This window comes from Streptomyces sp. SBT349, from assembly GCF_001083795.1.
Classification (GTDB): Bacteria; Actinomycetota; Actinomycetes; order Streptomycetales; family Streptomycetaceae; genus Streptomyces.
On sequence record NZ_LAVK01000247.1, the window covers coordinates 1 to 11,697 of the forward strand.

12 protein-coding genes are annotated in these 11,697 nt (G+C 73.3%); 8 read left to right on the top strand and 4 right to left on the bottom strand.

The annotated features are described in order from the left end of the window. Positions 1-282 precede the first annotated feature (282 nt). From ADY01_RS25280 to ADY01_RS25300, 5 genes are all read left to right on the top strand, one after another. Positions 283-1,437: a DUF4037 domain-containing protein gene (locus ADY01_RS25280; RefSeq protein WP_049578124.1), complete on the top strand. Its 1,155-nt coding sequence runs from the start codon at positions 283-285 to the stop codon at positions 1,435-1,437. Positions 1,438-1,554: 117 nt separating this feature from the next. Next, positions 1,555-1,977, top strand: coding sequence for a phage holin family protein (locus ADY01_RS25285; protein WP_049578125.1), 423 nt, complete (start codon positions 1,555-1,557; stop codon positions 1,975-1,977). Beyond that, positions 1,974-2,258: a DUF3618 domain-containing protein gene (locus tag ADY01_RS25290; protein WP_049578126.1), complete on the top strand. Its 285-nt coding sequence runs from the start codon at positions 1,974-1,976 to the stop codon at positions 2,256-2,258. The genes ADY01_RS25285 and ADY01_RS25290 overlap by 4 nt, the downstream gene beginning before the upstream one ends. Positions 2,259-2,282: 24 nt before the next feature. Continuing rightward, the gene (locus tag ADY01_RS25295; protein ID WP_049578129.1) at positions 2,283-3,446 is read left to right on the top strand and encodes an amidohydrolase family protein; all 1,164 of its coding nucleotides are present in this window, start codon (positions 2,283-2,285) and stop codon (positions 3,444-3,446) included. Between the two features lie 25 nt (positions 3,447-3,471). After that, a complete protein-coding gene (locus ADY01_RS25300) occupies positions 3,472-3,678 on the top strand; it encodes a hypothetical protein (RefSeq protein WP_049578131.1) in 207 nt (68 codons plus the stop codon). Between the two features lie 294 nt (positions 3,679-3,972). Here ADY01_RS25300 and ADY01_RS25305 read toward each other — a convergent pair whose 3' ends face one another. Then, complete coding sequence (locus ADY01_RS25305; RefSeq protein ID WP_049578133.1) at positions 3,973-5,055, bottom strand: Gfo/Idh/MocA family protein; 1,083 nt, start codon at positions 5,053-5,055, stop codon at positions 3,973-3,975. Beyond that, positions 5,040-5,699, bottom strand: coding sequence for a ThuA domain-containing protein (locus ADY01_RS25310; protein ID WP_234320408.1), 660 nt, complete (start codon positions 5,697-5,699; stop codon positions 5,040-5,042). The genes ADY01_RS25305 and ADY01_RS25310 overlap by 16 nt, the downstream gene beginning before the upstream one ends. A 333-nt stretch (positions 5,700-6,032) precedes the next feature. Here ADY01_RS25310 and ADY01_RS25315 point away from each other — a divergent pair, with 333 nt between their 5' ends. Further along, positions 6,033-6,236 carry a cold-shock protein gene (locus ADY01_RS25315; protein ID WP_049578136.1) on the top strand — a complete coding sequence of 68 codons (204 nt, stop codon included), beginning with the start codon at positions 6,033-6,035 and terminating at the stop codon, positions 6,234-6,236. A 170-nt stretch (positions 6,237-6,406) separates the two neighbouring features. Continuing rightward, positions 6,407-7,789: a DEAD/DEAH box helicase gene (locus ADY01_RS25320; RefSeq protein ID WP_049578138.1), complete on the top strand. Its 1,383-nt coding sequence runs from the start codon at positions 6,407-6,409 to the stop codon at positions 7,787-7,789. Positions 7,790-7,871: 82 nt separating this feature from the next. Here ADY01_RS25320 and ADY01_RS25325 read toward each other — a convergent pair whose 3' ends face one another. Then, on the bottom strand, positions 7,872-8,744 hold the full coding sequence (locus tag ADY01_RS25325) for a pectate lyase (RefSeq protein WP_078900594.1): 873 nt from the start codon (positions 8,742-8,744) through the stop codon (positions 7,872-7,874). A 556-nt stretch (positions 8,745-9,300) separates the two neighbouring features. Between ADY01_RS25325 and ADY01_RS25330 the strand changes: the two genes are divergently transcribed. After that, positions 9,301-10,521, top strand: coding sequence for a right-handed parallel beta-helix repeat-containing protein (locus ADY01_RS25330; RefSeq protein WP_049578140.1), 1,221 nt, complete (start codon positions 9,301-9,303; stop codon positions 10,519-10,521). A gap of 109 nt (positions 10,522-10,630) precedes the next feature. On the opposite strand, the gene ADY01_RS25335 is transcribed toward ADY01_RS25330, so the two are convergent. Beyond that, positions 10,631-11,697: pectate lyase family protein (locus ADY01_RS25335; protein ID WP_234320407.1), on the bottom strand; the 1,067-nt coding region annotated here is incomplete at its 5' end.

Sequence of the window (11,697 nt, forward strand, 5' to 3'; positions counted from 1 at the left end):
GCCCCCGCGCCGGCCGCCGTCGGGGGCGGCGGCCCCACGGTGGCCGCGCCCGCCAGCCCGGCGACGGCGGCGGCGCCCCTCAGCAGGGCGCGCCGCCCGGGGCGCGTTTCCTCGTCATTCGTGCCGTTTCGCGGGGTTTCGTTCTCCATGTCCATGCCGTCACGGTAAGGGGCGGGGTCCGGCGCCGAATCCGCCGTCCGGAGTCGCCCGCTACGCCGCCGGGAGCAGCCGCGCCGGATAACGGGTGGCCCGTGGCGGGCCGGAGCCCGCACAGTGGCCCGCATGACACGTTCGGAAGCGGCGTTCCTGCCGGGTCTCACCCTCTCGCGCGTCCTCTACGAGGAGGCGGTGCGGCCCCTGATCGAGGCCGAGTGGCCGGGGCTTCGGTACGCCGCCGCCCGCGTCGGCACCGGCTCCGAGGTGCTGGGCTTCGACTCGGCGCGGTCGGCGGACCACGAGTGGGGGCCGCGGCTCGACCTCTTCCTGACGGCCGAGGACGCCGCCGCGCACGGGGAACGGATCCACCGGCTGCTCGCCGAGCGGCTGCCCAAGGAGGTGCGCGGCTGGCCCACCCACTTCCGCCCGACCGCGGACCCGCGGGACCCGGTCGGGCTGATGACGCCGACCGACGGGCCGGTCAACCACCGGGTGTCGGTGGGACACGTCGGCGGCCGGCTGCGGGACCGGCTCGGCCTGACCCCCGGCCCGGCCCCGGCCGAACTCCCCCCGGCCGAACTCTCCGTGGCCGAACTCTCCGTGGCCGAACTCTCCGTGACCGACTGGCTGTCGATGCCGCAGCAGGCCCTCGCCGAGTTCACCGGGGGCGCCGTGTTCCACGACGGGCTCGGGGAACTGACCGGCGCGCGGCGCCTTTTGGCCTGGTACCCGGACCAGGTCTGGCGCCATCTGCTGGCCTGCCAGTGGCAGCGGATCTCCCAGGAGGAGGCGTTCCCCGGGCGCTGCGCGGAGGCGGGGGACGAGCTCGGCGCGGCGGTCGTCGCCGGGCGGCTGGTGCGCGACCTGATGCGGCTGTGCCTGCTCATGGAGCGGCGGTACGCGCCCTACTCCAAGTGGCTGGGCTCCGCCTTCGGCCGGCTCCCGGTGGCGGAGCGGCTGACGCCGTCGCTGCGCGGCGCGATGGCCGCGACCGCCCAGCCGGAGCGGGAACGGCACCTGTGCGACGCGTACGAGACGGTGGCCGCGCTGCACAACGCCACGGGCCTCACCGAACCGGTGGACCCGGCCCGACGGCCTTACCACGCACGGCCGTTCATGGTGCTGCACGCCGAACGCCTCGCCGCCGCGCTGGCCGGTACGGTCGTCGACCCCGAGCTGCGCGCCCTGCCGCTGACCGGAAGTGTGGACCAGTGGGCCGACAGCACCGATCTCCTCACCCGGCCCCGCGCGGCGCGCGCCGTTCTGGCCGCGCTGGCCTGATCGCCCCGCGCGCCGGAGCGCACCACCGGCCGCCCGCCCGGACGTTGCCGGCTTGAGGGGCCGGGGAGGCGGGTACTCGGCGCCGTCGAGACCCCGTCGACGGGAGAGGGAGCGGAGATGACGCATACGGAGGAACGGCCGGCGCGCGAGCTCGGCGAGGAGTCCGTGGGGGCGCTCGTGTCCCGGGCCTCCCAGCAGTTCTCGCGGCTGATGCGCGAGGAGATGCGGCTGGCCCAGGCGGAGATGGTGGCCAAGAGCAGGAGGTTCCGGACGGGCGGGGCCCTGTGCACCGCCTCGGCGGTGGTGGCGGTCGTCGCGTTCCAGGCGCTCGCGGCCACGGTGATCGCGGCGCTGGCGCAGGCCCTGCCGGTGTGGGCGTCCGCGCTGATCGTCACCGGCGCGCTGACGGCCCTGGCCGCCGCCCTGGCGGCGACGGGCCGCGCGAGGATGCGCGAGGCGGCGCCGCCCAGGCCCGAGCAGGCCATCGAGGGCGTGAAGGCCGACGTCGCCGAGATCAGGGAGAGGGCGGCGGGCCGATGACCGGCACCACGGACACGACCCGCACCACGGACACCGCGGACGGCACCGAGGAGCTGCGGGCTCATGTCGACGGAACGCGCCGGGAGTTGGGCGAGACGGTCGCGGCCCTCGCCGCCAGGGCGAACCTGCTGGAGCGCGTCCGCGCCAAGCGCGACGCCCTCCGCTTCCCGCTGGCGGCGGTCGCGGTGACGGCGCTCCTCGCCGCCACGGCGCTCGCCGCCGCCCGCCGCACCCGCCACGCGCGCCGTCGGCGGGGCCGAGGCCGGGGGCGCCGCGGCTGAGAGGCCCCGTGAGAGGGTGCCCCGGTGAAACGTCTGCTGCTCACCGGTGCATCCGTGTTCGACGTCCACTCCGGCCGGGTCGCCGCGGCCGACGTGACCGTGGAGGGCGACCGGATCACCGGCGTCGGCCCCGGCCTCGACGGCGACGAGGCGGTGGACTGCGCGGGCGGGCTGCTGCTGCCCGGGTTCATCGACTGCCACACGCATGTGTGCCTGGCGCAGACGATGCGCGAGCCGTTCCGGCTGCCGCGCTCCGCCAGGCCGCTGTCGGCGGTGCCGGTGCTGCGGACCCTGCTGGGCCTCGGCATCACCACCGTCAGGGACGCATGGGGCGCGGACGCGGGCGTGCGGATCGCGGTGGAACGCGGCTGGATCGAGGGCCCCGACATCTTTCTGAGCATCCGCCAGGTGTGCACGACCGGCGGCCTCGGCGACCACTGGGGCGCGCGCACGGGCCCGGTGGACTTCTTCGGCGACCCGTCCCTGCCCGACCCGGTCTTCGACGGCCCCGACGCGGCGCGCGCCACCGTGCGCCGGATGGTGCGCGCGGGCGCGGACTGGATCAAGGTCACCGCCACCGGCTCCCTGGTCGCCGGGCGCGGCGTGCACGATGTCCAGCTCACCGACGCGGAGTTGACCGCGCTGGTCGACGAGGCGGCCCGGCAGGGACGCCGGGGCGTGATGGTGCACGCGCACGGCGCGCGGGCGGCCGAGGCCGCGGCACGCGCCGGGGCGCGCAGCGTCGAACACGGCACCTTCCTCGACGAGTCGGCCGTCGCCGCCATGGCCGAGGCCGGGACCTGGCTGGTGCCCACCCTCTCGTGCAGCCAGTCGGTACCGGCCGAGGCACCCGACGGGGCGGCCGAGGCGCACCCGCGGTCGGTACGGATGGCCGTCGAGGCCGGGGTGCCGGTGGCGATGGGCACCGACAACCCGGTGCGCCCGCACACCGAGGCGCTGCGCGAGATACACCACCTCGCCGAGGCGGGGCTCGGCGAGGCGGGCGCGCTGCGCGCGGCGACCCTGGACGCGGCCCGCCTGCTCGGCGTGGACGGCGACCGGGGCGAGATCGCGGAGGGCAAGCGCGCCGACCTCGTGCTGCTCACCGGCACCGACCTGCGGCTCGACGCACTGAACACCCGCATCCGCACCGTCTGGCACAACGGCCGCCGCACGACGACGGCGTGAGAGGCCACGGCGGCCGCGCGCCCCCGTGCGGGCACCGGACCCGGGAGGGCCCACCCGGTCAGCGCGCGCCGACCGCCGGAGACCGTTCCGTGGTGCCGGTCACGAGCAACGAGACGCGGAGGGCAAGCGCGCCGACCTCCTGCTGCTCACCGGCACCGACCTGCGGCTCGACACGCTGAACACCCGAATCCGCACCGTCTGGCACAACGGCCGCCGCACCACGGCGGCGTGAAAACGACACGCCCCCCACGCCGTGACGCGCCCCCACCCCGGACCCGGGAGGGCCCACCCGGTCAGCACATACCGACCGCCGCAGGCCGTTCCATGGTGCGGATCACGGGCAACGAGACGCGGAGGGCAAGCGCGCCGACCTCCTGCTGCTCACCGGCACCGACCTGCGGCTCGACACGCTGAACACCCGCATCCGCACCGTCTGGCACAACGGCCGCCGCGACGCCCACCGGCACCCGCCCCGATCGCGGACGGCCGGGGCGGGCGCGGGCACCGAGCCCGAAGGCCCGCCCGGTCAGAACGTACCGACCGCCGGAGGCCGTTCCGTGGTACGGGTGACCGGCAGCGAGACGCCCTGGTCGGCGGAGTCCAGCAGGGTCAGCATCGTGTCGAGCACATGCGAGGCGAGCTCGGCCGAGGCGAGGTGCGGGCGGCCCTCGGCCAGGGACTCCGCCATGTCGGCGAGGCCGATGCCGCGCTTCCCCTCCGGGTGGCCCGCCGCGTCGGGAAGGACGTTCCACTCCGTGCCGTCGCTCAGGGCGGGACTGCCGCCGAACCCGTTCGGGTCGGGCACGGACAGCGAACGCTCCGTGCCGTAGACCTCGATGCGCGGCAGCCGCGCCGCATGGATGTCGAAGCTCATGACCAGCGTGGTCAGCGCGCCGCCCCTGTGTTCGAGCACGCCCGTGACATGCGTGTCCACCTCGACGGGGAACCGCTCCCCCGCCCGCGGCCCGCTGCCGATCTCCCGCTCCGCGCGAGGCCGCGAGGCCGCTCCGGTGACCCGGGCCACCGGGCCCAGCAGGTGCACCAGGGCCGAGAGGTAGTACGGACCCATGTCGAGCAGCGGCCCGCCGCCCGGCCGGTAGTAGAACTCCGGATCCGGGTGCCAGCGTTCGTGCCCCGCCGTGGTCATGAACGCGGTCGCGGCGACGGGCCTCCCGATCAGCCCGTCGTCCAGCGCCTTGCGCGCGGTCTGCGTACCCGTCCCGAGCACCGTGTCCGGCGCGCACCCGACCCGCAGGCCCCCGGCGCGCGCCGCGGCGAGGATCGCGTCCGCCTCCTCGCGCGTCGTCCCGAGGGGCTTCTCGCTGTAGACGTGCTTCCCGGCGGCGAGCGCCGCCAGGGTCACGGTGGTGTGGACGGCGGGCACGGTGAGGTTGAGCACGGCGTCCACGTCGTCGCGTTCCACCAGCTCGGCGGCCGAACCGGCGACCGCGACCTCGCCCGCCGCCCGCTCGGCCAGGTCCTCGGCGCGGGCCCGGTCGAGGTCGGCGACGGTCGTCAGCCGCAGGCTGTCCGCGGTGGCGAGGGCGTCGAGGTACGCGCCGCTGATCTTGCCCGCGCCGACGATGCCGACCTTCAGCGGCTCGCCCACAGCAGGCCCCTCTCGGTGAGGGTGCGGACCTCGGGGACGTCGAAGTCGTCCGGCTTGTGCCCGATCGTGGAGACGAAGACCCGGCCGCTGCCCCAGGTCCGCGTCCACACGGCCGGGATGCGGGCGGCGTGGGCGCGCTCCTCGTCGGCGTCGAACGTGATGGTGGCGAGGACGTCGATCAGCGGATCGCTGGCCAGCCAGTACTTCTCCGTGTGGACGCGGAAGTCGCCGAGCCCGGCGATCACCGGGTGGTCGGCGCGGTCCGGGAGGAGGTTGACCTCGTGGTCGATGAAGCCGGGCGGGTGCTTGAGGAACGTGCCGCCGGTGAGCAGCTGGTAGTCGAGGTCGCCGCGGAAGGCGTCCACGATCCCGCCGTGCCACCCCGCGAGGCCCGTGCCGGCGCGGACGGCGGCGACGAGTCCCGCGGTCTGCTCGCGCGTGATCCGCCCCATGGTCCAGCACTGGACGACGAGGTCGGTCGAGCCGAGCAGGTCGGCGTCCTCGTACACGTCGAGGGAATCCGATATTCGGACGGCGTAGCCCTGATCCCTCAAGAACGGCACGAAGCGGTCGGTGGCCTCGACGGGGCTGTGCCCCTCCCAGCCCCCCCGTACCACCAGGGCCTGTCGCGTGTCGGATGTCACTGTGGTCACACACTCCTGTCGCGCTTCCCCGCGCGGTGTGCCCGCGGGGTCGGAGATATCGTTCTCCATCCCATCGGTCCCCATTTCACCCCGGCCTCATGCGCCCCGACAACCCCCCGCCCCGGCGCACCCGCTCGGCCGGGCCTCCCGGGAGCGTGTGCTAGGCTGGAGCCAGTTGCAGTTTTGGCACCCATAAAACTTATGTGCACCTGACGGTAATGCGGCCGACAGGTGCATTTCTTTTTGCCGGTCATTTCCGGATGGGCTCATTGCGGCGACAGCGAGTACGCGAGGTGCGTATTCGAGGAAACGGCCCACTCTAGGGAGTTTGATATGGCCAGCGGAACTGTGAAGTGGTTCAACGCCGAAAAGGGCTTTGGCTTCATCGAGCAGGACGGCGGCGGCGCCGACGTCTTCGCCCACTACTCGAACATTGCCGCTCAGGGCTTCCGTGAGCTTCAGGAAGGCCAGCGCGTGAACTTCGACATCACGCAGGGGCAGAAGGGCCCGCAGGCGGAGAACATCGTTCCTGCCTGATCGAGCCGCGAGACGCGCCGGTTCCGCACCGAGAGGTGCGGGCCGGCGCGTGCCGTACTGTCCGGAACTCCGGCGCAGCTCACGATCTTGCGGACCGTGCCCAGTTCCTCCCAGAAATCTTCCGGCCGTGGAATGCCCCCGGGAGAGCCGACCGAGGAAAGGCATACCGCATGACGCGCCCAACCAGATCCGGCGGGGGCAGCCGACGTCCCGCGGGCCGCAGCCGCGATATCGCACTGCGCCCCAGCACCACCCCCGTTCTCCCCGCCGTCGCCTCGTTCGCCGAGGCCGCCCTGCCCGCGGCCCTCTCGGCCGAGCTCGCCTACCACGGCATCACCGTTCCGTTCCCGATCCAGGCCGCCGCCCTCCCGAACGCCCTCGCCGGGCGCGACATACTCGGCCGCGGCAGGACCGGCTCGGGCAAGACGCTCGCCTTCGGGCTCCCCCTGCTCGCGCAGACGGCGGGGCGCCGCGCCGAGGCACGCCACCCGCTGGCGCTGGTCCTCGTCCCCACCCGCGAGCTGGCCCAGCAGGTCACCGAGGCGCTCACCCCCTACGCGCGGGCCGTCCGCCTGCGGCTGGCCACCGTCGTCGGCGGGGTCGCGATCAGCCGCCAGACGCGGGCCCTGCGCGACGGCGCCGAGGTCGTGATCGCCACTCCCGGCCGCCTGCGCGACCTGACGGAGCGCGGCGACTGCCAGCTCGACCAGGTGCGGGTCACCGTGCTCGACGAGGCGGACCAGATGTCCGACATGGGCTTCCTGCCGCAGGTCACCCGGCTGCTGCGCCAGGTGCCCGCCGACGGGCAGCGCATGCTGTTCTCCGCGACGCTCGACCGCAACGTCGACCAGCTGACGCGGCAGTTCCTCAACGACCCGGTGCTGCACACCGTGGACCCCTCGGCCGGCACCGTCACCACCATGGAACACCACGTGCTGCACGTCGCGGAGACCGACAAGACGGCCCTCGCCGTCCGCATCGCCGCCCGCGAGGGCCGGGTCATCATGTTCCTGTCGACCAAGCACGCCGCGAACCGCTTCACCAAGACGCTGCTGAACGCGGGCGTGCGCGCGGCGGCCCTGCACGGCGGCAAGTCGCAGCCCCAACGCACGCGCACGCTGCGCGCGTTCAAGGAGGGCGACATCACCGTGCTGGTGGCGACGAACGTCGCGGCCCGCGGCATCCATGTCGACGACCTGGACCTCGTCGTCAACATCGACCCGCCCGCGGACCACAAGGACTACCTGCACCGCAGCGGCCGCACGGCACGCGCCGGAGACTCGGGGCGCGTGGTCACGCTCGTCCTGCCCCACCAGCGGACGGAGATGAACCGGCTGTTGGCGACCGCCGACATCAGCCCCCGCACCACCCGGGTCCGGCCGGACGACGCCGAACTCGTCCGCATCACCGGCGCCCGCGTCCCCTCCGGGATCCCGGTCGTCGCCGAGCAGACCCCGCCGGCCGCACTCCAGCCGCCGGGACGCCACCCCCGCACCGCCCGTCCCCGCGGCGGGCGGTCGCACCAGCGCCGCGGCGCGGCCCGCGCCGCCTGAGGCCACGGCGGCGAGGGCGGCCACGGTCGGGGGACGAGGCTGATCCGGGCCCCGGCACCCGGGCGGGTGCCGGGGCCGCCGGTCACTGGTAGCTGATGTCGGATTCCGAGTAGCGGCAGTGGGTGCCGTCGGGGTCGGTGCCGGTCTCCTCGGGTTCGTCGCCCTCGTCGTTGCCGATGTACTTCTGGCAGGGCACGATGTCGCGGTCGTCGTCGCCGATGATGGTGATGTTCCGGAGCGTCGCGGAGTCGCCGTAGTTCTCGTTGATCCCGGCCAGCCGGCTGGCGGGCGCGGTCACCTCGACGTTCTCGATGACGATGGTGCGCTCGTACTGGCTGGAGCAGTTGCCGCAGGAGCGGACCAGGGTCGAGAAGTCCTCTGCCGCGAAGTTTTGGATGGTCAGGGTGCCGCCGCCGTTGTGCTGGAACACCTTGTCGTCGCTGGCGCGGGCGGCGCCGCCGGTGACCAGGAACTGGGAGCCGTCCCCGCCGCGGAAGGTGGCCGCGTCCTCGCCGATGTCCTCCCACCAGACGTTCCGCAGGGTGCAACCGCCGTCGCAGTGCACGCCGTCCACGCCGGGCGAGCCGATGATGACATTGCTCAGCGTGCCGCCCCCGGAGACCTCGAACACCGGCAGCTGGTCCTCGCCCTGGCCGCCGTCACCCAGGTCCGGGCCCGGCACGTACCGCACGTTGCCGCCGTCGAAGGGGCCGTCCACCTCGATGGTCTCGTTGACCACCACTTCGTCGGTGGGCTGCGGCCACTCGACCGCCAGGGCACCGGCCGCGGGCGCCGCCTCCTGGCCCGCCGCCTCCTGACTCACCGGCGCGGGCGCGCCGGTCCCGGCCGCCGAGGCGAGCGCCGTCGTGCCACTGACGGCGAGGGCGCCGGCGAACGCGACGGCCAGCAGCATCCGGCCGCGTTTCCCGCTGACGTGACGGTGTGGGGATCGCATGGTTACTCCTTGGATGTGGGGGTGGTCGTGCACGGGGTAGTCGCCGCCGCGGGCCCGGAGGTTGCCCGGTCCGCGCGATGCCCTTCACCACGATCGGCGACGATCGGCCCGCGGGGCGCCGGGCTCACGTGACGCGCGGACACCCGCGTGGCCGGATGGCCTGACGCGCAAGCGCTTGCTATCCGGCACGGTGTATCCCGTCGCCCCTCTGCATCAAGAGCCCTCGTGGCGGTGGCCGTTCGGGCGTGGTGCATGGATCCAGCATGCAGAGAAAACGAGGAATATGACGCTCTCTGCGTGGACTTTACCGCGCATGCGCCGGGGTGGAATCGGGGAAGGCTAAGCCCTTGACGCGGCATCGGCGTATCAGTACGTTCACCCCGTTTCCGGTGAAGGAAGCGCTTCCCCTGCACGGCGACATCTCCCCCCACGCCCCGGCGAATCGAGAGCGTTCAGTCGCCATGAATGCGGGAGCCCGATGAATTCGACGCATTCGATGACTTCGACGGCGTGGGGAGGCGCCCGGGTCATGGACCCCACCCCCTGGAGAGGAACCATGAGACGTACAGCACTCGTCGTGTGCGTGAGCCTGCTGGCGAGCGCGGTCGCCGCGCTGTCAGGACCCGTCGCGACGGCCGCGCCCACCGGCCGTCAGGCCGCGGCGCCCGTGGCCGCGGGAGACACGTATGTGGCGCCGAACGGCGACGACGCCAACCCCGGCACGCTCGCCGAGCCGCTCAGGACGGTTCAGCACGCGGTGGACCTGGCGGAGCCGGGTACCACCATCCACCTCAGGGCCGGCACCTACGCGCCGAGTTCCAACATCCAGCTGCTCGCCAGCGGCGCCCCCGGCCTGCCCATCACGCTCCGGAGCTACGACGGCGAGCGGGCCGTCATCGACGGGGAGAACATGCCGCACACGCCCGCGCCCGTGGACGGGAGCATCCCCCGCCCCGAGCGCGGCGCGGTCCACATCGAGGGCGACCACTGGCGGCTGATCGGCCTGGAGATCATCAACGGCCCCTACGGCGTCTTCGGCCTGGACACCAGCGACAACGTCTTCGACCGCCTCGTCACCCGCGACAACTACGAGAGCGGGCTGCACCTCCAGGGCGCGTCGAGCGACAACCAGATCATCGATCTGGACAGTCACGGCAACCGCGACCCCCGCAAGAACGGGGAGAGCGCGGACGGCCTGGCCATCAAGGAGGGCTCGGGCAGCGGCAACGTGGTGCGCGGCGCGCGGTTGTGGAACAACTCCGACGACGGCTACGACGCGTGGGAGTTCCTCTCCCCGATCCTCGTCGAGGACAGCCTCGCCTGGGGCAACGGGTTCAACCGCTGGGGCCTGCCGGACTACACGGGCGACGGCAACGGCTTCAAGCTCGGAGGTGGCGGCGACGAGGACCCCGCCGCGGCGCACGTCACCCGCAACAGCATGGCCTGGGACAACGCGGTCGGCGGGTTCATCGACAACGCCAACCCCGGCGCGCTGGTGGCCGAACGCTGCACGGCCTGGGACAACGGGGGCACCGGGTTCGACTTCGCGGACGCGGACGGAACGCTGACGGGGAACCTGGCCGTCGCCAACGCCCCCGACGTCTCCCTCGGCTCAGGATCGAGCGGCAGCGGGAACTCGTGGGACCTCGGCGGATCCTGGTCCCTCGCCAGCACCGACCCCGGCACGATCACCGGCCCGCGCGGCCCCGACGGCTCCATCCCCACCTCCGCCTTCCTCCGCCCCGCCAACGGCGCGGACATCGGCGCGCGCCTCTGACGCTCCGCCCCCGCGCGCCGGCCTGTACGCCGGGGAGAGACGACCCGGCGTACAGGCCCGCTCGTTCGCGGCGGGAGCCGCGGGTGGTTCCGGGCGGGGGGGGCGGTGGTCAGCCGCCGATGTCGGCCTGGGGTCCGGCGCCGTCCCGGAGCAGGGCGGGGACGTCCGCCGCGGGGTCGAGGGAGTAGTCGTAGAACCGGCCCGGGTCGAAGCCCTCGCCGCCGGTCTGCTGGTCGCCCTCGGAGTCGACCACGATGCTGCCGGACTCGGTGAGCGAGGCGTCGTCGGTGATGTAGTACGGGTCGGTGACGCCCTCGAAGTAGCTGTTCTCGATCACGGTGTTCGACGAGCCCCGCGACCAGTTGCCGCTGCCGGTGTCCTGGAGGTAGTTGTTGTACAGATGGGCGTTGGCCACGTTGTCGATGCTCGGGTTGCGCGAGTTGGTGTCGCGGAACCAGTTGTGGTGGAGCGTCATCCGGGCGGTGACGTTGTCGGTCCAGCCGATGCCGAAGGTCTTGTTGTTCTCGCTGATGACGTTCCAGGAGACCGTGAGGTCGGTGGTGTCCTCGCGGCTGTCGATCAGACCGTCGTTCATCCGCTGCAACCGGTTGTGGTCGATCCAGACGTGGTCGGCGCCGTCCATCTGGATGGCGTCGTAGTCGTAGTCGTCGTCGCCCGGATCGTCGTCGGGCATGCGGGTGTCACGGATGGTGAGGTTGCGGATGATGACGTTCGAGACCTCGTTGAGGAAGAAGCCTCCGCCGACGATCTCGCCCCGGGTGCCGACGCCGACGATGGTCTTGTTCGAGGCGACGCGCACCTCGTGGCCCATCTCGTCGTACGCGATCGTCCCGCCGACCCGGATGACATAGGGCTCCGCGGCGGTGGCGTACTCGTTCAGCTCCTCGAACGTGGTGACGGTGACCGTCTCGCCCCCGGCGCCGCCGGTGGTGCCGCCGCCGGTGGACGCGAAGCCGTCGGGAGTGCCCGGCCAGTTCTGGGTGGGGGCGGCGTCGGACGGTGACGGCGCCGCGCCGGTGGCGCCGGATGGCGCCGCGAGGCCGAGCAGGATGCCGCACAGGGCGGCGCCCAGCACGGCGGGCGATGACCATCGGTGCTTCACGGCTCTCGTGGTCATGATCTTCTCCAGTGGTGTGGGGTGTGGGGGTGTGAGGG

Excerpts from the sequence above, each read along its gene's own strand:
- ADY01_RS25280 (WP_049578124.1), top strand. The coding sequence starts at position 283 with ATGACACGTTCGGAAGCGGCGTTCCTGCCGGGTCTCACCCTCTCGCGC.
- ADY01_RS25285 (WP_049578125.1), top strand. The coding sequence starts at position 1,555 with ATGACGCATACGGAGGAACGGCCGGCGCGCGAGCTCGGCGAGGAGTCC.
- ADY01_RS25290 (WP_049578126.1), top strand. The coding sequence starts at position 1,974 with ATGACCGGCACCACGGACACGACCCGCACCACGGACACCGCGGACGGC.
- ADY01_RS25315 (WP_049578136.1), top strand. The coding sequence starts at position 6,033 with ATGGCCAGCGGAACTGTGAAGTGGTTCAACGCCGAAAAGGGCTTTGGC.
- ADY01_RS25320 (WP_049578138.1), top strand. The coding sequence starts at position 6,407 with ATGACGCGCCCAACCAGATCCGGCGGGGGCAGCCGACGTCCCGCGGGC.
- ADY01_RS25325 (WP_078900594.1), bottom strand. The coding sequence starts at position 8,744 with ATGCGATCCCCACACCGTCACGTCAGCGGGAAACGCGGCCGGATGCTG.
- ADY01_RS25330 (WP_049578140.1), top strand. The coding sequence starts at position 9,301 with ATGAGACGTACAGCACTCGTCGTGTGCGTGAGCCTGCTGGCGAGCGCG.